Here is a 25,503-nt window from a genome sequence, read left to right as displayed (position 1 = left end):
TCAGCGCCGACCAACCGGAACTTGCCGACAAGTACGAATACGTCGCTGGCTGCATGTGATTGGCTACGTGGCCGCCTGGATTTGGGCGGCCACGGTGCTTTCTCTATGACCTTGTCTCGACAGCCTGGCGCATGCGCGGCCACGATTGCTGGCTGAGGCGGGAGAGTGGGCCGCGCGTGCCCCAATATCCAGACACACGCTGCAGCAGTGATGATCGAGCCACAAGAGTTCAGCCTTCCATCGGGCCAGCCTTCGAATGCGTTAAACGATAGCGCGGCGCGTATCGGGGGGCGGCTGAGAGAGCACGCTTCTGATGCTCTGCAGCGCTGTTTCCAACACCTCACGATCTGGCGCAGCACCTAATGAAATGCGGACGGCTTCCGAGGATGGCGACGTGACCGAAAAACTGGAACCGGCGACGATCAGTACACCGCGATGCTCCAGCTGACGGACAAAATCGACGGCCCGCCAGGGTTTGGGGAGCGACGTCCAGAGATGGGGAGCGGAGGGATTGGCTGCCAATCTCATTCCGGAGAGGATCGACGCGGCGAGTTCTTGCCGGCCGACGTTCTCGGCGCCGATGGCGGCTGACATTTCCCGCAGGAAGCCGGAACGGATCCACCGCGTGGCGATGCCGGCCAGCAATGGCGACGCCATCATCGTCATGGCTTGCAGCGTCGCCGCCAATTCCTGCGCCCGTTTGGGCGAGGGCGCTGCGACATAGCCAAAACGCAGGGCCGGCGTCAGGCATTTCGATAAGGTCGCGATATGCCAGGTGATGTCCGGACCAAGGGAAGCGATCGCCGTGGGTGGCGTATCGAGCAAAGCGCCGTAGGGATCATCCTCGATAATCGAAACCGCGTGCTTGCGGGCGATCCGGACGATCTCCTGCCGGCGTAGCTCAGAGAGACTCGCCGTCGTCGGATTGTCAGCAGTCGGGGTTATGTACAACGCGTCGAGCGACTGAAGCCGGCAGGCGTCCTCGAACGCGGCCGGCAGGATGCCCTCGCCATCCATCGCCAGCGGAACGAGCACGAGGTCCTGCTGGACGGCGACCGTGTGAATTCCCGGATAGCAGAACTCTCCAACTGCCACATGTCTGGAGGCGCGACACAGCAAATGGCAAATGGCGAACAGGGCGCTCTGGGCCCCTGAGGCCAGAATCACGCGGTCCGGCGCGCAGCCGTCGACGCGCTGACTGAGCCACGTCGCCCCTGCTGAGCGATTGGTCCAACTGCCGCCCGTTTCCTGATAATCGAGCAGGGATTCGTCGCTGCCGGACAAGGCCTGGCCGATATCCCGCGCCAGAACGCGCTGGAAATCCTGCGGCTTTGGCGGGCTATTCTTGCTGAGATCGATCGCCCCTGCCGCAACACCCGCGAGAGTGCTGGCGGGACGGGGCTCGCCCGCGACGAAAGATCCCCTCCCCGTCGTGGCGTCGATGATCCCCTCTTCGCGCGCGCGGCTATAGGCTTTGGTGACGGTGGTAAGGTCCACCCCCAGCGCGGCGGCGACCGCGCGCTGCGGCGGCAGACGATCGCCGGGCCGCAGCCGGCCGCTGGCGATATCAGCAACAAGGGCGTCGAAGATGCCCTGATGCTTGGACGGCGAGGCTTCTTCCAGCCTCGGGCTCCATCGGGGACTGCCAGGACCGATCGACGGGGAACGTCCCATGTGCATCTCCGCGACACGCGTTTGTATGGCGTTGCAGATATCCCGCGTTCGCGCCTGTCACAAGCTACAGGCCTACCGATCCGAATGGGAAGTAATTCCATTCCGCCCTTCGACGGAATTGAGGGGCGAAAAGTCGCCACTTTGCCATACATTTGAAACATACATTCTTCCGATATTTCGTACTATTTGTATGGTTGTGTGACCCAAATGATGGCGGTGTGGAGCATACCAGCATGATAAGATCGGCTCTCGTCGGCGCAGCGCTTCTGCTCGCCTCTCTCTCCGGCGCATCCGCCGGCCTTCTCGACGACGTCAAGGCGGGCAAGACGGTCCGCGTCGGCTTTGCCGAGCAGGAACCCTTCATCGTCACCGGGCCGAACGGCAAGCTGACCGGCTATGAGGTGGACCTGCTGAACGCCGTCCTCGCCAAGATCGGCAAGGTCGAGCTCGAAGCCGTGCCGACCCAGTTCGGCGCCCTGATCCCCGGCCTGCAGGCGCGCCGGTTCGACATCATCGCCTCCGACCTCTACATCCGCCCCGACCGCTGCAAGCTGGTCGCCTTCGCCGAGCCGACGCATTTCGTCAATGACGGGATCATCGTGGCCGCGGGCAACCCGAAGGGCATTCACAGCTACGCCGACATCGCCAAGGATCCGGCGATCAAGCTCGGCTACCTGACCGGCGGCGGCCCGATCGCCGACCACGCGCTGGCCGCCGGCGTCTCCAAGGACCAGCTTGTCACCCTGCCGGACGTCGCCTCGCTGCTCGCGGCGGTGAAGACCAAGCGCATCGACGCCTTCCTCAATACCGGCGTCACCGTCCAGTCGACGATCAAGACCGCCAATGATCCCGCCGTTGAGCGCGCGATCCCGTTCGAGCAGGCGATTATCGACGGCAGGCCGGCGATCGGCATCGGCAGCTACGCCTTCCGCCTCGAAGACCAGCCCTTCGTCGACGAATTCAACAAGCACCTCGCCGTGATCCTGACCTCGGGCGAGGCCGCCAAGATCGGCGAGCCCTACGGCTTCACAGCGGCCGACATTCCCGACGGCACGGTCAAGCTCGCCGAACTCTGCAAATAACCTTCCCTGACCGGGGCGCGCGTCCGAAGATGCGCGTCCCGTTTTCGAGTTCGGTTTGATGGCCCTGATCTGGGAATACCGCTTCGATTTTCTGGCCGGCGTCTGGTGGACCGTCACATTGTCGGTCCTTTCGGCGTTGCTCGCTTTGGTTCTGGCAATCGTCGCCGGCGTGGCGCGATCGTCGAAGCTGCGCGTGCTCCGCATCGCCTCCGGCGTCTATGTCGAGTTCTTCCGCGGCACCTCGGCGCTGGTCCAGCTGTTCTGGCTGTTCTACGTCCTGCCCTATCTCGGCATCGACCTGACGCCGCTGCAATGCGCGACGCTTGGCCTCGGGCTCTGCTTCGGCGCCTATGGCGCGGAGGTGGTGCGAAGCTGCATCCAGGCCGTGCCGCAGGGCCAGTTGGACGCCGCCGCCGCGCTCAACTTCAGCTATTTCCAGACGCTGCGCATCGTCGTGCTGCCGGAAGCGCTGATCATGATGATGCCGCTGTTCAGCAATCTGCTGATCGAGCTGATCAAGGCGACCTCGCTGGTCTCGCTGATCACCATTCCCGACCTGACCTTCCAGGCGAAATCGATCATCACCAAGACCTACAGCTCCGGCAACGTGCTGCTGGTGACGCTGGCGATCTACCTCGTCATTTCGCTGATCGCGGCGAGCTTCATGCGCCGGATGGAAAAGGGGCTGTCGCGCGGCCGCCAGACGGGTCAGCCGGCATGACGGAGATCTTCTCCTGGCCGTTCGCGGCCGAGATCCTGCCGGCGCTGCTGCGCGGCGCGGTCGTCACCTTCATCGCGACGATCGGCGGCTTTTTCGCCTCGCTGGTCATCGGCGCCGTGCTGCTGGCGCTTGGCCGCTCGAGGCAAACCGCCCTCGCCTGGCTCGGGCGCGGGCTGGTCGAACTGCTGCGGTCGACGCCGCTGCTGATCCAGGTCTATGTCCTATTCTTCGTGTTGCCGGATGCCGGCATCGTGCTGGAGCCGGTAACCACCGGCATCCTGGCGCTCGGCCTCTATCACGGCGCCTATGTCGCGGAAGCCTACCGCGCCGGGCTCGACAGCATCCCACGCGGCCAGTGGGACGCGATCGAAAGCCTGCGCTTCTCGCGGTTCGCCGCCTATCGCTACCTCATCCTGCCGCAGGCGATCGCGCCGCTGGTTCCCTCGCTCGGCAACACCTTCATCACCATGCTCAAGGATACCCCGATCCTGGCCGCGATCACCGTCCCGGAACTGATGTTCGCCGCCAATGACGCCGGCTCGCAAAGCTTCCGCTATGTCGAGCCGATGACCATGGCAGCAATCGCCTATCTCGTCATGAGCCTGATCGCGGCGTTTGCCGTGTTCCTGCTGCGCGAGCGCCTCGGAGCCCGCTACGCATGAGCGACATGATCACCTTCGACAAAGTGGACAAGCGTTTCGGCCAGACCGTCGTGCTGGACCAGTTCGACTTTCGCGTCGCGCGCGGCGAGAAGGTCGCGATCATCGGCCCGAGCGGCTCCGGCAAGTCGACGCTGCTGCGCATCATCATGGCGCTGCAGGATATCGACGAGGGCAAAGTGAGCCTCGACGGCCGGCCGCTCTGGGACGCGGCGGGCGGCAAGCACCGCATCAAGCCGACGCGAAAGCACCTGCGCGACATGCGCTCGCTGGTCGGCATGGTGTTCCAGAACTTCAACCTGTTTCCCAACCTGACCGCGCTCGGCAATGTCGCCGCCGCGCCGCGCCACGTGCTGGGCCTGTCGCAGGTCGAGGCCGAGGCGCGCGCGACTGCGCTGCTGGCGCAGGTCGGGCTTTCCGACAAGCTGCAGAACTATCCGGCGACGCTTTCCGGCGGCCAGCAGCAGCGGGTCGCCATCGCCCGCGCCATGGCGCTGGAGCCGAAGATCATGCTGTTCGACGAGGCCACCTCGGCGCTCGATCCCGAACGCGTCGGCGAGGTTCTGGAAGTGATGCGGGCGCTGGCGCATGAGCGCGACCTGACGATCGTCGTCGTCACGCACCAGATCGGCGTCGCCCGCGCGATTGCCGACCGGATCTGCTTCATGGAAGGTGGCCGGATCCTGGAAGACGGGACACCGCAGCAAATCCTCAACGAGCCGCGAAACGAGCGCACCCGCGCGTTCCTGCGCGCCGTCCATTTGAGCTGAGAGCGAGATCATGACGCAGACCCTGGCCGGCGACTTTCGCCACAACGTCGCGCAGCAACTGGCGCGGATCGACGCGCACCCCGAAGACGCCAGGCTGGCCATTCTCCGTCGACGCGATGAAGCCGCGCTGCGGGAAGCGGCGGCCTGGGATACGCTGGCGGCATCCCCGTCCGCCCGACCGGCGCTTTATGGACTGACCGTCGCGGCAAAGGCCTGCTTCGATGTTGCCGGCTGGCCGACGACCGCCGGGGCGAAGCTTCTCCGGGACGCGCTGCCGGTGAAGGATGACGCCGCGCTGGTGGCCAGGCTGCGGGCGAACGGCGCCGTCATCACCAGCCAGACCAACATGACCGAGTTCGCCTTCGGCGCGCTCGGGCTCAATCCGCATTTCGGCACGCCGCGCACCCCGCTCGATCCCTCGCGCGAGCGAATCGCCGGCGGCTCGACATCAGGCGGCGCCGTCGCCGTGGCGCTCGGTTTTGCCGATCTGGCGCTGGGCAGCGACACCAGCGGCTCGGTCCGCATCCCGGCCGCCTTTTGCGGCCTCGCCGCCTTCAAACCCAGCAAGGGGCGCTACCCGGATGAGGGGCTGCTGCTGCTGTCGTCAAGCTTCGACGTCCCGGGCTTTCTAGCCCGCGATATCCAGACATGCGCGCGCGTCGACGAGGCGATCACCGGCGAGACGGCGATCCAGCCCGCCGACCTGCGCGGCCGCCGCTTCCTGCTGCCGCCAAAATTCGCGCTCGATGCCGCCGATGAGGTGGTCACTGCCCGCTTCAACGACGCCGTGAAGGCGCTCGAACAGGCAGGCGCGGTAATCGTTGAGCGCGACTGGCCGGAGCTGGAGAGCTATGGCCGGATCGCCGTCGAGGGCGGTCTCATCGTCGCCGAGGCCTTCGCCTGGCACCAGCCTCATCTCGAGAGCCGCGCGGCGGACTATGATCCGCGTGTCGGCCCGCGCATCCAGCTTGGCAAGGAAGTTGCCGCCGTCGCCTATCTCCGCGCCCAGCAGGAGCTTGCGCGACTGGCAAAGGCCTATCACCGCGACCTCGAAGGCTTCGACGCGCTGCTGACGCCAACCGTTCCGATCCTGCCGCCGCGCGTCGACGACGTTTCGGACGACGAACATTACTACCCCGCCAACCGCCTGACCTTCCGGCTGACCGAGGTGGCTAATCGCATCGATGCGCCGAGCGTCAGTCTTCCCATCGCGCCGGACCAACCAATCGGGCTGATGCTGACAGGGCGGAACGGTCACGACAGCGCCCTGCTCGCCCTCGCCGCCTCGGCCGAGGCCGCTCTCGCTTCTTCCCATCGCTGAAACCGAACCACAGAAGGCAAGATCATGATCGTTCACGACGTCGAAGACCTGCGCAAGACCGACCGCCATGTCGTCACCGACAGCTGGCGAAGCACGCGGCTGATCGTGAAGGGCGACGGGCTCGGCTATTCCGTCCACCACACGGTCGTGCCGGAAGGCTCTGAAGTGCATTGCCACTACAAGGAGCATTACGAGACGAACTACTGCATCGCCGGCGCCGGCGAAGTCTTCGACGTCGCCACCGGCAAGACGCATCCGATCGCGGTCGGCACCGTCTATGCGCTCGACCAGCATGACGAGCACATCCTGCGGGCGCTGAAGGGCGATTTGCACCTCGTCTGCGTCTTCAACCCGCCCTTGGCTGGCACCGAGACCCACAATGCGCATGGCGGCTACGATCCCGCCTAGCGTCGTTGCCCAACGACAGGCCTTCGCCGTGCGCCCGCCCTCCCACCAGCGGAGGGCGGAGCTCGGTAGCTTGATCGGCAGTGGTCATTCCAAATAGCCGCTTCCGCTGTTGCTGTGACGTTGTCCGCAGCTGAACGAACGGTAGGTACTCGGAAAGAGAAGACAGGGCGCCGGACGACTAATGTAGGGTCGAGCCGAGTAGCAGCTATGGGCATGACCGCCGCCAAGACCTGACAGTCTGCTCCCGGCCCCGTTGCTGCCGGCCGGCGCACCCATCTACGCCCCGTCGCAGACTGTTGGCGCTACCGGAAGGCGGACATCTCTGCCTTCTGGTATGACACGGCGACCTTAGTGCCAGGCGCGTTATCCACTCTGAACGACTGCGCATTGGCATTGTGGCTGGTGTGTGTGACGGGCAGGCAATTGAGAAGTCTCGCCAAGAGCAGGGTCTAGCGAAGACGCATTCCCCTTGGGCTTTCCGCTCTTGGCCAGCTAGGCCAAACGACTGCCGTCGCTCATGCGCCGGCCCCATTGTCACAGAGCGCTATCAGCTAGGTGGCTATGCCGTTGATAGGTTGAAGGGGCATGGGCAAGTCGAGCTCGCCCATGGCAGAACGCAACTCAATCTCGAGCTCTCGGCAAATCTGCGAAATCGGGACGTCGTTCGCGCCTCCCTCGAAGGGATTGGATGTGCTCTCGCCGACCTGGTCGAGCGACATATACATCCAGCCCAATAGCGTGCTGAATGGAATGGTCAACCAGATCGAGATCACACCCCACACGCCGCTCAGCCTGCTCATTTCCGCGAAGACCGGCGCTGCGCCGAAGGGCAGGAGCGTGCAGAAGATCGCCACGAACATCGTGCTGACAATGGCATATTGGCGCGGGTAGGGGCTGTTCTTGATCCGGTCGCAGCGGGCCTGCTGGTCATGCAAGTCCCGCAGCAGCTTGAGCAATTCGGTGTAGACTTGCGGCGCCAGGCCAGCATCGCGGAACAGCAGATTGATCTGGTGCCCTTGCTGGTTGAGCAATTGCAGGGGCGCTGCGAGCATGCCGCTTTTCAGGATCTTTGCCGCTTCATCGTGACCCAGCAATGCCGCCAGTTCGTCGGACAGAGACGTCGTGTCCTCGATGACGCGGTATCGTTCGCGAAACGCGGCATTAGATTTCCGGCCCATGGATTCCCAGGGCATCGGCCGGCGCAGGCAGAAGCGAAGTGCCGTCATCCAGGCGATATGACGATAGACTAGCGCGCGCTTGGTGGGCTCGTCTGTGAAATCGCAACAGAAGCGCGACAGCATGCGGCTGGTCGCCGAGATCTGGGCAAAGGCCTGAAGAGCCTCGCTACTGCGCGCCAGGACCTGTGAATTCTTGAAGCCGGCCATCAGCGACACCGTCGTGCCCAAAACGACGATGATCGGCCAGGGTACGGAAAAGCCCGCAATCGAGGGGATGCTGTAGGCCCCAATGGCACAGAGGCTTACCAGCACCATGAAGAGGATGCTGCCGCGCGACCACAGCGCAAATTCGATCGGCCTATAGGATCTTCCGACGTGCATGGGATGCCCCGAACTCAAGGTTGATGCATCCAAGACGAGACCCATGCGGACGGTGTGACATGCAGCGGGCAGAATCTTTTTCGACCCCCGTGTCACATCCGCCCCAGGCCATCTCGTCTTGCTCCTGAAGACGTCGCCAATCGCGGCACAGCGTCTCGAGCAAAGGGCAAGAACCATGAAGATCCTCGTCATCGGCGGCACCGGCCTCATCGGCTCCAAGACCGTGCGCATACTTCTCGACCGCGGCCATGAGGTTATCGCCGCCTCGCCCAGTTCGGGCGTCAATACGATCACCGGCGAGGGCCTGGCTGAGGCCATGATTGGTGTCGACGTGGTGCTCGACCTCGCCAATTCGCCGTCCTTCGAAGATGCCGCTGTACTCGAGTTCTTCCAGACCGCCGGGCCCAACCTGCTTGCCGCTGAAGCCGCCGCCAGCGTTCGCCATCACGTCGCGCTCTCGGTGGTCGGCACGCAGGATCTGTCCGAAAGCGGCTATTTCCGCGGCAAGCAGGCGCAGGAAGCCCTGATCAAGGCCTCGCCCATTCCCTATACGATCGTGCATTCCACGCAGTTCTATGAGTTCCTCGGCGGCATAGCCAAGTCGGCCGGCGCTGAAGGCACGATCACCCTCTCGACGGCCTTCATCCAGCCGATCGCCTCGCCCGACGTGGCCGCCGTCATGGCGGATGTCGCGCTCGCCGCCCCGCTCAACGGCACGCTCGAAATCGCCGGCCCCGAAAAAGTCCGCATGTCCGATCTGCTGGCCCAGTATCTGCGCGATATCGGCGATACCCGCGCCGTCATCGGCACGCCGGAAGCGCTCTATTTCGGAGCCCCTCTGAACGATGACACGCTGCTGCCGCGCGGCTCGGCCCGCCTCGGCACCGTCGGCTATGCCAACTGGCTCGCCAGCCAGCCCCCGCGTTGAGGAGAGCTCGATGAAGGCCAGACTGGACGATCACCTCGACAAAGCACCGGCCGCCATCAAGGCCATCATGGCGCTTGAAGCGGCCCTCAGGGCCAGTACTCTGGAAGCTACCCTCCTGGAACTGGTCAAGCTGCGCGCTTCCCAGATCAATGGTTGCGCCTATTGCATCCATCTGCACGCCACATCCCTGCGCAAGTCCGGTGAAAGCGAAATGCGACTCTACCTGCTGGACGCATGGCGCGAGGCGCCCCACTACACAGCGCGCGAACGCGCGGCCCTTGGCTGGACGGAGACCTTGACCCGGCTGTCGGAAACCGATGTCGACGAGGCCGAGTACGAAATCCTCGAAGCCGCCTTCACGCCGCAGGAACAGGTCAACCTGACCCTTGCCATCGGCGCCATCAATCTGTGGAACCGCCTGCAGGTCGGCTTTGCCGTGCCCCCTCCATTCCCCGAGGGCGGCTATGACGCCTGACCAGGCTTCGGACGTCTTCGAGACGCACCGGCGCCGGCTGGTCCGTCTCGGCTATCGGATGCTCGGCGGCCGCGCCGCCGCCGAGGACATCGTGCAGGATGCCTGGCTGCGCTGGTCCAATACGGATCAGTCCGCGGTCACCAATGTCGGCGCTTTTCTCGCCTGCATCGTCACCCGACTGTGCCTCGATGAAATGAAATCGGCTCGCGCGCGGCGCGAGCTCTATGTCGGCAGTTGGCTTCCCGAGCCGATCCTCGAACCGGACGAGCCCGGCATCGATACCGACGAACTGACCATGACGCTCATGCTCGCGCTTGAGCGCCTTTCGCCCTTGGAACGGGCCGCCTTCCTGCTGCACGATGTCTTTGGCCAACCGCTCGACGAGATCGCCACCACGCTGGGCCGTGACGCGCCCGCCGTGCGCCAGCTCGCCTCCCGCGCCCGAAAGCACGTGCAGGAGGCCCGCCCGCGCTTTCCCGTCGCCCGCGAGGATGGTGATCGCATCGCCCAGGCTTTCTTTTCCGCCGCTCACACCGGCGATGTCACCGCGCTGCGGGCACTTCTGGCCGATGACGTCGTCCTGCACTCCGATGGCGGCGGCAAGGTCTTCGCTTTCCTGCGCCCGATTGTCGGCATGGATCATGTGCTGCGCATGTATGGCGGGCTCCATCGCAAGCTCGGCCCCGACTGGACCCAGTTCATCCGACCGGCCTGGATCGACGGCCTGCCCGGCTATGTCAGCCGCGAACGCGGCGCGATCCTGCAGACCACCGCCTTCGCCATAGAGGGCGGCAAGATCACCGCCATCTACATGATGCGCAATCCGGACAAGCTCACCCATGTCGACGGCTGAGCGATCCCTCGCCAGACATTCAGTGACCCGCGCTATCAGCTTCGATGGCCGAGGAGCCGACCTTCTGTTCTTTTCGATAGCGTGACGGCGACGTTCCATAGATCCGGTGGAAGCTGGCGCCGAAGGCGCTGTCCGAGCGATAGCCGAGAGTTGCGCCGATGCTGGAGACCGGCTCGACGCCACGCCGCAGCTTGCCGGCCGCCAGGCGCATGCGCCAGCGTGTCAGATAGTCCAGCGGCGCGACGCCAACGCGCTGCTTGAACCGCGCGGCAAAGCTGGACCGCGATTGGCCGGCAAGGCGCGACAATTCGGTGAGCGTCCAGTTGCGTTCGGGTTCGGCATGTACCGCCTGCAGTACCGGGGCAATGTGACGGTCGGTCAAGCCGCTCAACCAGCCGGTATCATTGGCAGCCCGCTGCGCCAGATGGGCGCGTAGCACGTGGATGAAGGCCAGGCGCAGCAGGTCATTGCACATCAGTTGCGCTCCGGGCGCGCCGGAATCCCACTCGCGATCGAGCTGGTCGAGCAGCCAGGCGATCGGCGCAGCCGCGTCGCCCTTGATGACCAGAATGCGTGGCAGGGCATCGGACAGCACCACGCCATCGATCGTATCGAGCCGCACGCTGCCACCGAGGATGGCGAAGTCGTTGCCCTCGCCCAGTTGTGCCGCCACGCCCGAGCCGGAGAAGACATCCTGGGCCGCGACCATCGTCGCGTCCGGGGTGCTCGCCAGGTCAAAGGCACCATTGGTGACGACGAAACAGTCGCCGGCCTCCAGTTGCACAGGTGCTTGATCCGCCGTGAGCAGCCAGCAGCCACCATGGCGCACCACGTTGAACTTGATATTGGCCGGTGCCGCAAATCGAATGCCCCAATCGCCGCCCGCCTGAAGGCTGATCGAGCAGAGCGCAACCGCATTGATGGCATTGAGGATGGCCGACAGGGCATCACTGGGCATGATTTGGACGATCACGATAGTATCCCGGATTTGGCCGACTGGATTGTCTGGGTAGGTAGATCATATGCAGGGTCATTACCAGTGGAGATCAGCATGACACAGCTTCAACATCCCATCGGATCGCCGTTTTCCGCGGCCAGCACTGCCGCGGACATCGTCAGCGGAATTGACCTGTCCGGCAAGACGGCAATCGTCACCGGCGGCCATTCTGGCATCGGCCTCGAAACCGTGCGGGCACTGGCCGGGGCCGGTGCCCGGGTGATCGTTCCGGCGCGCGACCCCGATCGTGCCACCGCCGCCCTCGCTGGAATTTCCAATGTCGAGATCGACCGGCTCGACCTGGCGGATGCCGCCTCGGTTGCCGCCTTCGGCCAGCGCGTCGTCGAAAGCGGCCGTTCCATCGATATCCTGATCAACGGGGCCGGCATCATGGCAGCTCCATTGTCTCGCGATATCGACGGCCACGAAAACCAGTTTGCGACCAATCACCTGGGTCACTTCCGGTTGACCGCGGCACTCTGGCCGGCGCTGATGCGCAATGGCGATGCCCGGGTCATCGCCGTCTCATCGCGCGGGCATCAGATCGCAGGAATCGATTTCGACGACATCGATTTCCTCGAACGTCCTTATGACAAATGGCTGGCCTACGGCCAGTCCAAGACCGCCAATGCGCTGTTCGCCCTCTCGCTGGACAAGCGGGGCCAAGCCGCGGGCGTGCGGGCCTTCTCGCTGCATCCGGGCCAGGTGCTGACCGGCCTCGCGCGGCATCTCTCGGAAGAGGAGATTGCCGGCTTCGACGCGCGCGACGAACACGGCAATCTCCGCGTCGACCCGGCCCGTGGCATGAAGACGGTCCAGCAGGCGGCAGCAACAGCTGTCTGGGCCGCTACAAGCCCGCAGCTACAGGGGCTTGGCGGAGTCTATTGCGAAGACTGCGAGATTGCCGCCATCAACACCGCCGAAGCCGGCCGCAAGGGCGTTGCTCCATGGGCGGCTGATCCCGTTTTGGCGGAGCGGCTATGGCTTATTTCGGAAGCCATGGCGGGCGTATCGATAGCCTGACAATCTCTGCTGTCGGCCGAGAATATCAATCGGCTCCAGCACGCTCTCGACTGCGGGCTACGTGCGGCGACCGAAGCACCGGTAAATGTGTTTGCCGTCGCGCCGCAAACGCGGCGATGGTGCGGCGCGACAACCCTGCAGCGCGATCTGCTGACCCTCATACAGGAAAAGGTCAGGCTAACACTCCCCGGTGCCAATCATGCAGAGATTAAATCAACGTGCCCTTATGCTGACAAACCCGCGCCCTACACCCAGAAGGCATTCGACCAGGTTACGTCCAGCCACGTCGAGCATTTTTCCGAAGGCCTAACAATCGTACGGACGCCCGAGGTGATTTGGGCCGCGGTGATTCATGCGCCGCTAGTGTCCTGCGGCTAGGCGAGCAAGCGGTCCAGTTCGGCGATGAGGTCGCTAGAATCGAACGGCTTGACCAGAAGTCGCCGCACGCCAGCGGCTTCAGCCTGCTGCTCTACCTCTGGGGTTGGAAATGCGGTTATCAGAATGACCGGCATCTTCGCCAACTGCATGACGCGGGCAAGCTGCAGCCCGCTTGTTCCCGGCATTTGAACGTCGCTAATTACGCAGTCGACCTCGCCGCCACTACCCGACGACAAAAAGGCGTCAGCCGTCTCAAACAGCTGGGCGGCGTAGCCCAGGCTCTTCAGCATGTCATCCAGCGCCGTCCGCACATCGTCGTCGTCGTCGACAACCGCAATCAGAGGGGGCGAATTCGGAGGTATGGTAGACACGAACTCTAGCTTTCCAACTGACTTGCCATGGATGCCGCTCACTCGGCCTTCGCGATCGTAGGCTCGCCGCGGTGCCGATTCGACGCAGATCGCCGACTCCACGCACTGGTTCCATCGCAGGATCTCTACCGCATAGCATCCCCTACCACGGTATGGGGTGGACGGTTGACGATGCCGCAGCTTATTTGAGCCGGATCGCTGTACGTCAGGATTGAACAGCAAACACGTGCGAGCCGCCGGTCGGCGAACAGTACAAGAGTAGAGATCCTGACGGGCATTGTTACATCGATCGCTCTAAGGGCGAGGCTCTCGCCGAGGTTCCGCAATGCGCGTCGACACGCTCGACGCGGGTAACGGCGATGCCCATCAGCCAGCCACCCGCCACCGACGCCAGTCGACACGCCTGTGCCGGGCTGGAACTGCCAGCTTTGGACAGCTAGCTTGCGCCGGGGAGCTCTGGGGCGGATCACCCCGATACAACGTCCTGGCCGGATGACTTGGCCAGCGGACAATAATCTACCGCGGGGCAGCTATGAACACGACGGATCGAAGGGCTCGCGCGGCATGACCCGGCAACTGGGAAGACCACTGCTTTTAACGTCGGCCGGCCTCCTGGCGGCGCTCGTCTTCTGGATAGACAGCATCCCTGAATACGATTTCTCGATCTCGATTCTGTATCTGGCGGTCTTGGTGCTCGTTTCTGCCGTAGGCAGCGGAAAGGCGGTGGGGCGCGCCGCAGGCGCATGCGTGATACTTGCCGTCTGCGCCTGGGCAGTGAACAATCTTCATCAACCCTCACCAACGAGCGCGCTGCGGTGTGTGCTTGCCTGCATTGCGATCCTCGTCACAGCTGCGTTGCTGATCAGCCGCAAGCGGCTCGAGGCGACGAAACAAGATCTTGAACTCAGTCGGTCGCAAGTAGAGCTTTTTGCCAATTCCGTTCCCTACGTCTTATGGCGATCCAATCCTCGCGGTGAGATCGAGTATCTGAATGAAAGCTGGACCGCTGTAACGGGGCTGGACCGTTGGACGGTGCTCGAAGGGCAGCGCTACAATGATGTGGTCCATCCGGAGGATATGGCGGTACTTGTCGAGACCGTCACTGCCGCTGTCGCGAGCCGGACCACAACCAATCTCAAAGTCCGAATACGTCAGGTCGACGGTCGGTACCGCTGGATGCAGATTTACGACAATCCGGTGCTGTCTCCCCTGACGGGACAAGTGGAGCGCTACGGCGGACTTTCGGATGTGCACGACGAGGTTACCGCGAAAGAAGAACTTCAGAAAGTTCGAGCGGAACTCGAAGAAAGTCGGACGGAACTAGTTACCTTCACCAATATGGTGCCGCAAATTCTGTTCCGAGCGGATCGAAACGCGCGGGTGGACTTTTACAATGAACGATTCACTCAGGTCACAGGCCGCGACCTGCACGCTGTCATAGAAAAGCAGGACTGGATCGAGGATTTCCATCCCGATGATCGTGAGGCATATCTGGATAATCTGAGGAGATCGTTCGCCTCCGGGGATGAGCTACGCGATACGTTTCGCCTGAGACACGCTGACGGAAGCTATCGGTGGATGTCGATCGTAGGCCGCCCCGTACGCGTAGCAGAGGGGGCGGAAGAGATCCGATACTATGGCGGAGTATCGGACATTCACGACGAGGTAACCGCTCATCAAAAGGTCCGCGAACTCAACGAAACACTCGAGCAACGCGTCGAGGAGCGGACCACCGAACTAATGCGCACCGAGCGCCGCTATGCCGGATTGTTCGACGTAAGCAACATAACCTTCGCGGAAATGGACTTTAGTGCGGCGGGAAAAATTCTCGACGAGATCAAGGCGAGCGGCGTCAGCGATCTCCGCGCCTATATGATGGCGCACCCAGATGAACTGACGCGGACGCTGGATGCGATCCACACCACCCGGGTCAACGAGGCCCTGGCGCGCCTGATGGGGTTCGAGAGTGTCGCCGAACTCGTCGCGAATCCGCCCCAGCAGAATGCGGACGATGGTCCCGAGGTGCTCCTTCGCCAACTTGAAATGTACTTCTATGGCATCGATCACATCGACGGGCGGACCACGCTCACCGGAAAGGGAGACCAGCGGATCCCCGTCTATTTCACCGTGACCAGACTTCCGGATGGGCTCCATCTTTCTAGCCACCTCAATCTATCGGATCAGGAAAAGATCGAGGAGATGCGCCGAGCCGCGCAGGCGGAACTGGCTCGCGCCAACCGCGTCGCAACAGTGGGCGCCTTCTCTGCGTCGATCGCCCACGAATTGAACCAGCCTATCGCCTCAATGCTGATGGACGCGCAAACGGGACTGCGTCTCGTCGCTCGCGAAACCCCTGACCTGGCGACGCTCGGCCGCATCCTGCAGCGCGTCGAAAAGACCGCCCAGCGCGTTGCCGGGATCGTCCAGCGGACCCGCGAGAACATCGTCGCAGGGCGACGCCAAGCTAGGGCTATCAATCTTCCCCTGCTGATCTCCGACACCCGCGATCTCTTGGACCTTGATCTCAAGCGGTCGGACGTTGACTTGGAGATCATCTGCGCAGACGCGGTGCCGATGATAAATGGCGACCCTGTCGAACTGCAGCAGGTCTTCGTGAACCTGATCAACAATGCGGCCGATGCGATGCGGGGGCAGCCCGGGGTGCGTCGCATCACACTCAGGATAGCAGCGGAAGCAACAGCGGTTCGCGTAAAAGTTGCGGACACGGGGCCAGGCATTCCAGAAGAGTATTTGGAGAAGCTGTTCGAGCCATTCTTCACGACCAAGGCGACCGGCATCGGCATGGGTCTTCAGATCTGTCGTTCAGCCGTGGAGGCCATGGGAGGACAGTTGACCGTTGCCAATCAGATGAGCGGGGGAGCCATTTTCACGTTCGATCTCCCGCTCGCGCCTGAAGGCACCCGCCTGCACGGCTGAACCGGATTTCCGGGTTCCTCCTGCGCGTTCCCCGGGGACAGCAGAGCCCGGCGGGCGAGGGAGCGCGATGGGGACCGACAAAATCGCCGGACACGGCTCAACCTAGCCGGCTCCCATGGGCCATGAATGCGGGCTGGCAATCAGCTCGCCCTATGCGGCTGGTCCCTGCCGGGCAGCGAGGACGATCGGCGAGCCATGTGGCAAAGACCGGTTGGCGACGGCGGTACGATCCCGAGGCCTTCGCGGACTAAGGCTATCCAGCCTGAGCCGCGGCGCCCACGCATACTTCCCCTACCAAGGTAGATCACAAGCTGCGCATCAGCAGCGGCGGCCTAGACACTCGCGCTGTGGCTGGAGCGAACCGACTCCGCGTATTTTTGGCGAGCGAAATTCAACCCGCGCCGTCAAACGATACGGCAGAAGGAGACAATCATGCATATCGAGCCCGGACTCGTAGACGGAGCCAAGATCTGGCTCAGCTACGCCACCGCAGCAGGCGCCGGTGGGTACACGCTCAAGCTCGCAGCCAATGCGATTCATGACCGCGGCGCCGTGTCATTGGCCGCGCGTAGCGCGGTGGCAGCTGCACTCGTCTTCTGCTTCTTTGAGGTGTTGCCTCACGTAGCAATCGGCGTGTCCGAGGTTCATCTCATCCTCGGCTCGACTCTTTTTCTGATCTTCGGGGCGGCTCCGGCAGCCATCGGCCTGGCAGTCGGTCTTCTCGTTCAAGGATTGACTGTGGCCCCGTTCGATCTGCCGCAATATGGAATGAACATCACGACACTTCTGGTTCCGCTGTTTGCGCTGCGGACGATCGCCCCGATGATCATCGCGCCTGGCACGCCCTATGTGCGGTTGACCTATCACCAGGTGCTGGCACTCTCGACCACCTATCAGCTGGGTATCGTTGCCTGGGTCGCGTTCTGGGCCTTCTATGGCCAGGGCTTCACGATTGAGAACACCGTCTCCGTCGCCCTATTCGGAGGAGCCTACGCGCTCGTCATAGCTATTGAGCCGCTGGTGGACCTCGCGGTCCTTGCCGTTGCCAAGACGCTGGCCGGCGTGGGAAGCGGTATGATGTTCGATCGTCGACTCCACGAGACGGCTTGACGTCAAAACGGGACCGCCCGATCGCCAAGTTGGCAACAGGCCATTCTTGGAGAATTCGACCATAGAAGAGGCCCGCGAACTCTCCTTCGCGGCCTCTTTTCGCATTTCGCGTGCGAAATGTTGCTGCTCCCGGCTGAACTTCCTTGAGATTCCTCAGACTGGCTTTCGGCAGCGAAATCGCAAGATCACGACGGGCAGGAGCTCACATGTTGAGGAGCTTTATCTTTCTTACCATGTCAGCAACCGAGACGACTTTCAGTTTCCGTCCGGCATTGCTTCGATGCATCTTCACCGTGATTTCCGTCACGCCCATCTCATAGGCGATCTGCTTGTTGAGAAGGCCGCGTCCCACCCCGCGCAAGACATCCATTTCGCGCGGCGTCAGTTGCGCAGCGAGCCCCCGTAATTCGGTGACCTCCCGATCGTCGACTCGGCGCGTCTCGTCGGCGCGCAGAGCGGTTGTCACGGCATCAAGAAGCTCCTGATCACGGAATGGCTTTGGCAGGAAGTCGACAGCGCCTGCCTTCATGGCCCTGACAGATGTCGACACGTCCCCATGTCCTGTAATGAACACGATGGGAATGCGCGCGCCAATCTTGGCAAGATGCGTTTGCAACTCCAGGCCGCTCGTGCCCGGCATTCGTAGATCGAGAACCAAACAACTTGGCCGGTCGGGAAGTCCGGCGGCAAGGAGGTCGCTCGTTGAAGCGTAAGCCTTCGTCTCGATCCCGATTGACGTGAACAGATCCTTGAGCGACTCCCTCAGTTCTGCATCGTCGTCAACCACAATGACAAGCGGCAAGAGAGGACTGCTGATTGACATCGATCCGCCCTCTGAAGGTGCTTCCAGCTGCCGTTGCATTGGCATACGTCCGTTGGTTGGCACGAAAGCCCATTTCGAATTGCCAGTGGGCTGAAAGATGTTTCTGGCTGCATCCTCCATACCAAACGGCCAATGGCCAATCCACCATACCGCGGCGGTGTGAGGCCTATACCTTGGTAGTCGCACGGCTCGACTGCCGTGGCGCGCTGTTGGCGTTTATGGTCCTGCCGAACCCTGCGGCGCCCCCTACAAAGCTATCCGGTACTATTGGTAGTCTGGCCGGCCCGCGCCTGCTCACGTACCGCTAGCAGGCCTCGGCCATCTCGGAAGCTGCAGCCGGCAAGGTGAACTCGAACGACGCCCCGCCCTCGGGCAAATTGGTGACGTGTAGCTCTCCGCCTAGCCTCTCTACCGTCGTGCGGCAGATCTGAAGTCCCATGCCAATGCCGTCAGGCTTGGTCGTAAAGAATGGGGTAAAGATCTTCGCAAGGACGTCATCGTGAATGCCCGGCCCTGTATCTGCCACTCGAACGCGGACGTGACCTTCCTCCCCCGGCTCGACAGACACTTCCACGTTGCGCTTCTGCTCGGGCACAGCCGCCAGAGCATCAAGAGCATTGACGATCAGATTGACGAGAACCTGCTGCAGCGCGATGCGATCCACCAAAACACGTGGCACGGATGAAGCTGCCCGTATCTTTACCACGGCGCGGCGGGCAACGACTTCCCGCTCGAGCAGCAGCCGCGTTTCTTCTGTGAGCGCCGTCAGATCCACCAGTTCGAGCCTACGCTGGTGGTTGGTAATCTGATCGCGAGTCTGCTGAACGATGCTCGCAAGCCTGCCCGCATTGCGACGCAGCCGGGCCAAGATACGGGCCACCATGTCGTAGTCAGGTTCGTCCTTGGCCAACATCCGGAGTCCGGTTTCGATATCAACGGATATCGATGCGATTGGTTGGTTAAGTTCGTGGGCAATCGAAATCGACAGAGCACCGACGGTCGCAACCCTGTTTGCGCGGGCCAGTTCCTGCTGAGCAGCGGCCATGAGTTCGCTGGCAGCCTCCCGATCCGTAATATCGAAGAGGGTTGCATAGGCGGTACCGTCGGGCATGAGATTGACAGCGAAGATGACCGGCATCCGCCCACCGTCTGCCCGCACGAGCGCCGTCGTCGACGTTACATAGTCCCGCCCCTCGAAGAGCGCCTCGAGTTGGGGAAGCAAGGCTGCAACGGCATCGACGACGCCGTCCCTAGGCGCCTTTGTAACCAGATCAGCCTTCGACTCGTAACCCAGCTTCCGCCAAATGGCGTCGTTCACATCCACGGTCCGGACGCCGGCGAGACAAGCCTGCAGCACCTCCGGATTTCCCAGCAGATAGGACCGCAGATTGGTCACGCCCTTGGCCCTGAGGTCGTCCAGGATGGCCCCGGATTCGCTCCAGTTCTGTTCGGCGACGAAGATATTGGGGTCCTCGTAGAGACTGCGAAAGCGCCAACGCGTTTCCTGGAGTTCGACCGTTCGCTGAGCGACCAGGTCCTCAAGTTCGCGATTCAGCTTCTGAATTCTCTTTTGAGCTTTGAATTCGTCATCGACATCCGAGAGGCCGCCCATCCAACGAACGATTTCCCCGGTCTCCGGCGATCGGACTGGGCGCCCGATAGAATGCATCCAGCGATAGGTTCCATCCCGATGCCTGACGCGGCAGTGCGCTCGGAACTCGTTTCCGCTTGCCCGCGCCGCAAGCCAAAGCCTGAGCATGCCCGGACGGTCCTCTGGATGGACTGGCTCCACCCAGGAATTGGCTCGAACGGCATCATCGACGCTAATGCCGGTGTATTCGGCATAGCGGGCGTTGAGAAAGTTGCACTGTCCCGATGCATCTGTCCCCCACAGAATCTGTGGGACAGAATCGGCGAGAATGCGTTGCTCACGGCGACTGTCCTCGAGTTTGACTTGAGCCAGCACAAGGCGCTTCCGGCTCGTCACGAGAGATGCCGTGATCGCGATCGCCACGAGCGCGAAGGCCAGCTTGTAGGTACTCGTGAAGTCGGGAGCATCCTTGTAAGCCCAGGCATAGGACGCCCCGGCGAGCACGGCGCAAATGCCCGCCCAAGACCAGGTGACTCGCTGGACTGTCCCCATCGAGCCCAGGACAACCACCAACGCATAGAGAACCGCGACTGACGAATCGACGCCGTGACGCAAATCGATTGCGAAGATCACGCAGGCCAGGCTGGCGGCGGCCACAGTTCCCCACCACCTGCCTCCTCTTGCCTTCATTTTCACGTGTGCGGCCCCGATTGCGTACAGTCATGTACTACCTTGCCGAGCCAAAGTAGGCCGGCGGGGTCAAAACGGCCAGCACTCTCTGTTCTATGCGACGCTACAGGCTTTTTGCCCGATCCTGTGTGAAGGGAACGGCGTCAGGCCGCCGTTCCCTTGTTCTGCGTCAGGCCTTGATAAAGGCCAGGATGTCAGGGTTCAGGACGTCGGCATGGGTTGTCAGCATTCCATGCGGAAAGCCCTTGTAGACCTTAAGCTCACCATTTTTCAGCAGTTTCACCGACAACAGTGCTGCGTCCGCGATCGGGACGATCTGATCATCATCGCCATGCAGGACAAGCGTCGGCACCTTGATCTGCTTGAGATCTTCGGTCTGATCGGTTTCCGAAAACGCCTTGATGCAGTCGTAGTGGGCCTTGGCCCCACCGATCATGCCCTGACGCCACCAATTCTGGATGGTCCCCGGCAGAACCTTCGCCCCGGGACGGTTGAAGCCGTAGAATGGGCCGCTCGCGATATCCAGCCACAACTGAGCCCGATTGGCAGCCAGTGCGGCGCGATAGCCGTCGAACACCTCGATCGGCGTGCCTCCAGGGTTGGCGGTGGTTTTGACCATGATCGGGGGAATGGCGCTTACGAGCACCGCCTTGGCCACGCGCCCGGGCTTCGCGCGCGCGACATAGCGCGCGGCTTCGCCGCCGCCCGTCGAGTGTCCGATATGGATGGCGTTCTTGAGGTCGAGTGCGTCGGTCAGTTCGGCGACATCGGACGCATAATGGTCCATGTCGTTGCCGCTATCCGTCTGGGTGGAGCGCCCGTGGCCGCGTCGGTCATGGGCGATGACCCGAAAGCCCTTGTCGAGAAAATACAGCATCTGGTTATCCCAATCGTCCGCCGAAAGCGGCCAGCCGTGATGGAACACGATCGGCTGCGCTTCTTTGGGACCCCAGTCCTTGTAGAAGAGCTCGATGCCAGACTTGGTCTTGAAAAAGGTCATGGTATTCTCTCCGTCCTGATGTGTTTTGGTGAGTGTCGATGCAGAGGCGAGGCTAGGAAAAGCGGCCGCACTGGCGCTGGCGGCGAGCAGACCTGCCATCATGTCGCGGCGCGTCATGTCGAGGCCCCGCCCATTCAAATCGGAAATCATCTTGAACGTCCTTCTGCGGGGAGTGGTGAGTTGGCAAAGGCTGCCAGCGACCGTTCCGGCTGATCGAGAAAGCGGTTCACTTCTCCGGCAAAATCATCCGGGTATTGAAACAGGAAGCCGTGACCGGAGTTCGGGTACAGAACGAGCTTCGCGTTCGGCGCTTCCTGCGCGATGACATAGGAGCGGTAGGCGGGGATCATGACATCCTGGATGCCATTGGCGACCAGGATCGGCATCGAGAGTTCCCCAAGCCGGCTGCGAACCTCTTTCGAGGCACCGATCGCCCTCAATTGGCCGGTAAAGCCGATTGAAGACACTTTTGGGACGCGATCCGGGACGGCCGCGAGACGCTCGAGTGAAGCGATGCCGGCTGCCCTGCTGGCGGCGCTGGGGGCGAAGAACAGGAACAGAAAGTCTTCGTCTCCGTTCTCCGCGTGAGCCATCACGTCCCTAACACGCGGATCCGGCTGAGGACCCTCGCTTACGCCCCCGGGACCAGACCCTGCGATCACAAGGCGTCGGATCCGGTGCGGCGCGGCTAGCGCGACATGCTGTGCCACGAAGCCGCCGAGCGACCAGCCCAGCAGGTCAACCTGCTCAAGCCCCAAAGCATCGAGGAACGCGAGCACGACCTCAGCCATCCCATCGAGGGTATCCGGCACTCTGCCGCCCGATCCTCCGATGCCGGCATTGTCGAGCCGGATGATGCGGCGGTGCGCGCCGAGCGGCGTGAGGAAAGCCGGATCCCAGTCGTCCATTGTTCCGCGAAACCGCTGCAATATCACGAGGGGAAGCTCCCCCCCTCTACCGTCATCGCGATAGGCTAACCTTCCATGGATCGTGTCGATCAACTTGTGAGGACTGTCCATCCAGCGTTCCTTTGCTAGTGCCTGGGGATGCCAGCGCATGCCGGCGAAGACCATGCGAGTGTCGTGTTTTGAGGGGGGCTCCACCATCATACGGGGTGCGGCTGCCCCCCACACGAAGGTAGGGGGCTCCCCGAAAAATCGGCCGGGTTGAGCCAATTGCGGCCTGCTCGCGGCTCAATCCGGCGATGACGGAAACAGGTCCGCTGGGAAGCCGGGCAGCGCTGGTGATGAGGGCGCGAGTGAAAGCGACTGGCAGGGGAGCTATGCTGTGGATCGGGGCGCCGGGACACGGCACAATGCCAACCCGGAAGTGGAGATCCAAAGGGCCGAGGCCTTGTGCGCTGGCTCCAGCTTTGGGAGAAGATCCCGCGCCGCGCAAGGAACCGCATCGGCACGAGGTGATCGCGTCGATGCGTGCGCCACCGGAAGGGCACCGCGTACGCGGCAGCCAAGCGGCGCTGAATTCCGGGCTGAACTTATAAGGGCGACGTGCCCCCTTTGATCAAGGACGACGTTCTTGGAGTCACGGCGCCGGACGGTTCACGCCTCGTCGAGCGCGTCGAATGCGTCCATTGCACGGGTCGAATAGACAAGAGCTGCGCCGGCGTTCAGGCTGATGGCGACGCCCAGCGCCTCGGCAATTTCCTCTTTGGTCGCGCCGTAGCCGATGGCCGCCTTGATATGGACTGTTATGCAGCCGTCACAGCGTAGGGTGACGGCACAGGCGAGCGCTATGAGTTCGCGCGTCTTGGCGTCGAGATGGCCTGTCTTTGCACCGGCGCCGCCGAGCATCGCGTAGCCGCGCGTGGTGTCAGGCGTAATCTTGCCGAGCCCACCTACTCCTGCCAGTACCTGCTGACGATAGCCATTCCAATCGATCATATGCATTTCTCGTGTGCTCCTAGAAGGTTCCGGGCCGGAATGGCGCGGACGAGGGTTGGAAAGCAGCGACGCGATCAGCCGAAAGCCGACGCGTCGACCGCGTTGCGCGTTTACGAAACCAGGACATGCAGGTTTGTCGGCGGGCGCGGACGCAATCAGGTTCGGCGGGGCGCCTTGGGAAAGATCACGGCGACCAGCGCAAACGCACCAAGTGCGCCGAGCATCTGGGCCAGGATAAATGGCAGGGCAGATGACAGACCGAGCGATACGGGGCCGGCGGATACCAGCGCGCCGAGCACGACCGCAGGATTGGCATAGGAAGTGGTCGGCGTCGCCAAAATCGCCGCCAAAAGCCAGGCGCCGACGGCAAACGGCCCGGTTTCCGTTCGACTGCCGCGCATGCAGCCGAAGACGACCAGCATGAGGCCCGCGCTCGCTACCGTCTCGCTGGCAAATCCTTCCCAGCGCAATCCGGCCACCGGTTTCGACGTCGCGTGCCAGAGCCAGGCTCCGATCGCGCCGCCGGCTAGGCCGCCCCCCAGTTGGGCGAGCACATAGGCAAGTGCGCAGGTTCCGGAACGTTCGCGGGCAAGCCACTGAAGTGCCGTGATAAGGGGATTGAAGTGGCCGCCCGACACATGCCCGAACGCCACGATCAAAGAGACCAGCGCCCCCGCGAGCACCAACGCCAGAGTAAGCCGCACCAGACCGGGCTCGACGCCGTAGCTTTTCTGGGCGGCGATGCCGCCGGCGCTGGCTGCCAGGACAAGCAGCAGCGTGCCCACCCCCTCCGCAGTGGCTCTCCGATGGAGAGCCACGCTCGGGTCCGCTTCTTGGAAGCAAGTCGCCTGGGCACTCAACTTGCTGCGCCCCGACTTGCAGGGTGCCGGGCCTCGACTTCGGCCATTTTCTCGGCAAGCTCTGTCGGTGTCAGGATTCCCTTGGTGAAAGCGATATTGGCGAAGGCGACGATCCACCGCTCGTAGTATGGGAGCTTGCCGATCAAGGCTTCGCCGAGCGCCTCGACGCCCTTGCGCTTCTCCTCGGTGTTGATGATCTTCCTGAAGTCCAGCACGTCGGCGAGTGCATGGCAGCGCTTCTCCCAGGGTTCGAGCGCATGCTCGACCCGCAGGACGGAACCAGCCTCGAAGCCGCCGATATCGTTGGGAAGTCGACTTACAAAATCCTCGGTGCTCATCGAAGGCTCTCCACGGGCAGGGTGACGGGGATGACACCGATCATGGCGTCGCGCGTGACAATCGCGGCGAGTTGCTCCTCCGACCAACCATCCGTGCCTGGCGGGCGCATCGGCAGGACGAGGTACCGGATTACGGCAGTGGAGTCGCTGACCCTGATCTCGACGTCGTCGGGGATGAACGTACCGAACTCGGACAGGACGAGGCGCGGCTCGCTCACCGCTCGGGCCCGATAGGGTTTGAGCTTGTACCAATCCGGCGGCAGGCCGAGGACAGGACGCGGATAGCAGGAGCAGAGCGTGCAGACGATCAGGTTATGGACCTGATGGGTGTTCTCCAGCACGATCAACTGCGTATCATCATAGAAGCTGATGCCGAGTTCCTCACATCCGGCACGACCGTCGGCAAGAAGTCGCGCGCGGAACGAAGCATCGCTCCAGGCCCTTGCAACCACCGCCGCGCCCAGTGCCGGGGTGCGGGAATCCAGTACCTCGATCTGGTGACGGATATCGTTGGCAGAAATGATGCCCTTGGCGATCAGGAGTTCCCGCATCGCCGTCTCCATCACCTCGTAGTATCCCGGTACCGACCCTGCATCGAGGGCTTCATGAGAATGATCGTCGTGGGAGTGATCATGGTCGTGGCCATGGTCGTGGTCATGGGGCTCAGACATTACAGACGCTCCAACCAGGTTTCGAAAACCTCAATCCGCAGTTCATCGCTGGGGGAGCCGACGTATTGAGGCCAAAGGCGCACGAGCGGGACAGCTATGCGGTAGTAGTGGCGGCGGTCACCTGCATTGCGCCCATATCCCTCCTGCTCGTTGTCGATCATGGCAGGCCGGATAATGCGCACGACGGTCGCCTGGGCACCCCGGAGATAGGTCGGCACGCGGTAATGGCCGATCGGATTTCGATCGAGTACGCGTACCTCCTCTCCGACCTCGAATGAGGGATGATCGCCAACGGCCGGAACAAGCCGTTCCAGTGCGGGTAACAGCATTTCTGTTCTCCTAAAGTCCCTGATCGCGGTTCAA

The 25,503-nt window shown here is 62.7% G+C and carries 25 protein-coding genes; 12 read left to right on the top strand and 13 right to left on the bottom strand.

Annotated elements, in window-relative coordinates; translation table 11 throughout:
- Positions 1 to 261: 261 nt before the first annotated feature.
- Complete coding sequence (locus ABIE08_RS22990) at positions 262 to 1,674, bottom strand: PLP-dependent aminotransferase family protein (protein ID WP_354554386.1); 1,413 nt, start codon at positions 1,672 to 1,674, stop codon at positions 262 to 264.
- Positions 1,675 to 1,907: 233 nt separating this feature from the next.
- On the opposite strand from ABIE08_RS22990, the gene ehuB reads away from it, so the two are divergent.
- Genes ehuB through ABIE08_RS22960 form a run of 6 tightly spaced genes read left to right on the top strand, consistent with a single transcriptional unit; the run spans position 1,908 to position 6,635 of the window.
- On the top strand, positions 1,908 to 2,756 hold the full coding sequence (gene ehuB / locus ABIE08_RS22985; protein ID WP_354554384.1) for an ectoine/hydroxyectoine ABC transporter substrate-binding protein EhuB: 849 nt from the start codon (positions 1,908 to 1,910) through the stop codon (positions 2,754 to 2,756).
- A 58-nt stretch (positions 2,757 to 2,814) separates the two neighbouring features.
- Entirely contained in the window at positions 2,815 to 3,477 is a 663-nt protein-coding gene (ehuC, locus tag ABIE08_RS22980; protein ID WP_354554382.1) for an ectoine/hydroxyectoine ABC transporter permease subunit EhuC, read from the top strand.
- Positions 3,474 to 4,139 carry an ectoine/hydroxyectoine ABC transporter permease subunit EhuD gene (gene ehuD, locus ABIE08_RS22975; protein WP_354554380.1) on the top strand — a complete coding sequence of 222 codons (666 nt, stop codon included), beginning with the start codon at positions 3,474 to 3,476 and terminating at the stop codon, positions 4,137 to 4,139. The genes ehuC and ehuD overlap by 4 nt, the downstream gene beginning before the upstream one ends.
- Positions 4,136 to 4,906 carry an amino acid ABC transporter ATP-binding protein gene (locus ABIE08_RS22970; protein WP_354554378.1) on the top strand — a complete coding sequence of 257 codons (771 nt, stop codon included), beginning with the start codon at positions 4,136 to 4,138 and terminating at the stop codon, positions 4,904 to 4,906. The genes ehuD and ABIE08_RS22970 overlap by 4 nt, the downstream gene beginning before the upstream one ends.
- Before the next feature lie 10 nt (positions 4,907 to 4,916).
- Positions 4,917 to 6,227: an amidase gene (locus ABIE08_RS22965; RefSeq protein ID WP_354554376.1), complete on the top strand. Its 1,311-nt coding sequence runs from the start codon at positions 4,917 to 4,919 to the stop codon at positions 6,225 to 6,227.
- A gap of 24 nt (positions 6,228 to 6,251) precedes the next feature.
- Positions 6,252 to 6,635, top strand: a complete 384-nt coding sequence (locus tag ABIE08_RS22960) for an ectoine synthase (protein ID WP_354554374.1) — start codon at positions 6,252 to 6,254, stop codon at positions 6,633 to 6,635.
- Positions 6,636 to 7,186: 551 nt separating this feature from the next.
- Here the strand turns inward: ABIE08_RS22960 and ABIE08_RS22955 are convergent.
- Positions 7,187 to 8,194: a bestrophin family protein gene (locus ABIE08_RS22955; RefSeq protein ID WP_354554373.1), complete on the bottom strand. Its 1,008-nt coding sequence runs from the start codon at positions 8,192 to 8,194 to the stop codon at positions 7,187 to 7,189.
- 175 nt (positions 8,195 to 8,369) lie between these two features.
- Between ABIE08_RS22955 and ABIE08_RS22950 the strand changes: the two genes are divergently transcribed.
- From ABIE08_RS22950 to ABIE08_RS22940, 3 genes are read left to right on the top strand one after another with little or no spacing between them, the layout of a single operon-like run.
- Entirely contained in the window at positions 8,370 to 9,122 is a 753-nt protein-coding gene (locus ABIE08_RS22950; protein ID WP_354554371.1) for an SDR family oxidoreductase, read from the top strand.
- Positions 9,123 to 9,132: 10 nt separating this feature from the next.
- The gene (locus tag ABIE08_RS22945; RefSeq protein WP_354554369.1) at positions 9,133 to 9,597 is read left to right on the top strand and encodes a carboxymuconolactone decarboxylase family protein; all 465 of its coding nucleotides are present in this window, start codon (positions 9,133 to 9,135) and stop codon (positions 9,595 to 9,597) included.
- On the top strand, positions 9,587 to 10,450 hold the full coding sequence (locus ABIE08_RS22940; protein WP_354554368.1) for a sigma-70 family RNA polymerase sigma factor: 864 nt from the start codon (positions 9,587 to 9,589) through the stop codon (positions 10,448 to 10,450). Before ABIE08_RS22945 ends, ABIE08_RS22940 begins: the two co-directional genes overlap by 11 nt.
- 19 nt (positions 10,451 to 10,469) lie before the next feature.
- On the opposite strand, the gene ABIE08_RS22935 is transcribed toward ABIE08_RS22940, so the two are convergent.
- Positions 10,470 to 11,423 (bottom strand): AraC family transcriptional regulator, encoded by a 954-nt coding sequence (locus tag ABIE08_RS22935; RefSeq protein ID WP_354554367.1) that lies wholly within the window; start codon positions 11,421 to 11,423, stop codon positions 10,470 to 10,472.
- A 78-nt stretch (positions 11,424 to 11,501) separates the two neighbouring features.
- On the opposite strand from ABIE08_RS22935, the gene ABIE08_RS22930 reads away from it, so the two are divergent.
- Positions 11,502 to 12,470, top strand: coding sequence for an oxidoreductase (locus ABIE08_RS22930; RefSeq protein ID WP_354554391.1), 969 nt, complete (start codon positions 11,502 to 11,504; stop codon positions 12,468 to 12,470).
- Positions 12,471 to 12,844: 374 nt separating this feature from the next.
- Here ABIE08_RS22930 and ABIE08_RS22925 read toward each other — a convergent pair whose 3' ends face one another.
- A complete protein-coding gene (locus ABIE08_RS22925) occupies positions 12,845 to 13,261 on the bottom strand; it encodes a response regulator (protein WP_354554366.1) in 417 nt (138 codons plus the stop codon).
- A 522-nt stretch (positions 13,262 to 13,783) separates the two neighbouring features.
- On the opposite strand from ABIE08_RS22925, the gene ABIE08_RS22920 reads away from it, so the two are divergent.
- On the top strand, positions 13,784 to 16,156 hold the full coding sequence (locus ABIE08_RS22920) for a PAS domain-containing protein (RefSeq protein WP_354554364.1): 2,373 nt from the start codon (positions 13,784 to 13,786) through the stop codon (positions 16,154 to 16,156).
- A 432-nt stretch (positions 16,157 to 16,588) separates the two neighbouring features.
- Positions 16,589 to 17,266: an energy-coupling factor ABC transporter permease gene (locus tag ABIE08_RS22915; protein WP_354554363.1), complete on the top strand. Its 678-nt coding sequence runs from the start codon at positions 16,589 to 16,591 to the stop codon at positions 17,264 to 17,266.
- A gap of 202 nt (positions 17,267 to 17,468) precedes the next feature.
- Here the strand turns inward: ABIE08_RS22915 and ABIE08_RS22910 are convergent, their stop codons facing one another.
- From ABIE08_RS22910 to ABIE08_RS22870, 9 genes are all read right to left on the bottom strand, one after another.
- Complete coding sequence (locus tag ABIE08_RS22910; RefSeq protein WP_396309400.1) at positions 17,469 to 18,134, bottom strand: response regulator transcription factor; 666 nt, start codon at positions 18,132 to 18,134, stop codon at positions 17,469 to 17,471.
- A 259-nt stretch (positions 18,135 to 18,393) separates the two neighbouring features.
- Positions 18,394 to 20,337, bottom strand: a complete 1,944-nt coding sequence (locus tag ABIE08_RS22905) for a PAS domain-containing sensor histidine kinase (RefSeq protein ID WP_354554362.1) — start codon at positions 20,335 to 20,337, stop codon at positions 18,394 to 18,396.
- Positions 20,338 to 20,539: 202 nt separating this feature from the next.
- Complete coding sequence (locus ABIE08_RS22900; RefSeq protein WP_396309399.1) at positions 20,540 to 21,370, bottom strand: alpha/beta fold hydrolase; 831 nt, start codon at positions 21,368 to 21,370, stop codon at positions 20,540 to 20,542.
- Positions 21,371 to 21,516: 146 nt separating this feature from the next.
- Positions 21,517 to 22,443 (bottom strand): alpha/beta fold hydrolase, encoded by a 927-nt coding sequence (locus ABIE08_RS22895; protein ID WP_354554359.1) that lies wholly within the window; start codon positions 22,441 to 22,443, stop codon positions 21,517 to 21,519.
- Between the two features lie 486 nt (positions 22,444 to 22,929).
- Entirely contained in the window at positions 22,930 to 23,277 is a 348-nt protein-coding gene (locus ABIE08_RS22890; protein ID WP_354554358.1) for a carboxymuconolactone decarboxylase family protein, read from the bottom strand.
- A 149-nt stretch (positions 23,278 to 23,426) separates the two neighbouring features.
- Positions 23,427 to 24,089: an aquaporin gene (locus ABIE08_RS22885; protein WP_354554357.1), complete on the bottom strand. Its 663-nt coding sequence runs from the start codon at positions 24,087 to 24,089 to the stop codon at positions 23,427 to 23,429.
- A gap of 38 nt (positions 24,090 to 24,127) precedes the next feature.
- Entirely contained in the window at positions 24,128 to 24,469 is a 342-nt protein-coding gene (locus tag ABIE08_RS22880; protein ID WP_354554355.1) for a nitrile hydratase, read from the bottom strand.
- The gene (locus ABIE08_RS22875; protein ID WP_354554354.1) at positions 24,466 to 25,140 is read right to left on the bottom strand and encodes a nitrile hydratase subunit alpha; all 675 of its coding nucleotides are present in this window, start codon (positions 25,138 to 25,140) and stop codon (positions 24,466 to 24,468) included. The genes ABIE08_RS22880 and ABIE08_RS22875 overlap by 4 nt, the downstream gene beginning before the upstream one ends.
- A complete protein-coding gene (locus tag ABIE08_RS22870) occupies positions 25,140 to 25,469 on the bottom strand; it encodes an SH3-like domain-containing protein (RefSeq protein WP_354554353.1) in 330 nt (109 codons plus the stop codon). Before ABIE08_RS22870 ends, ABIE08_RS22875 begins: the two co-directional genes overlap by 1 nt.
- Between the last annotated feature and the right edge of the window lie 34 nt (positions 25,470 to 25,503).

This window comes from Kaistia defluvii, from assembly GCF_040548815.1.
GTDB lineage: Bacteria > Pseudomonadota > Alphaproteobacteria > Rhizobiales > Kaistiaceae > Kaistia > Kaistia defluvii_A.
The sequence above is the reverse complement of the archived record's forward strand: the minus strand, read 5'-3'. Positions and strand labels throughout refer to the sequence as shown.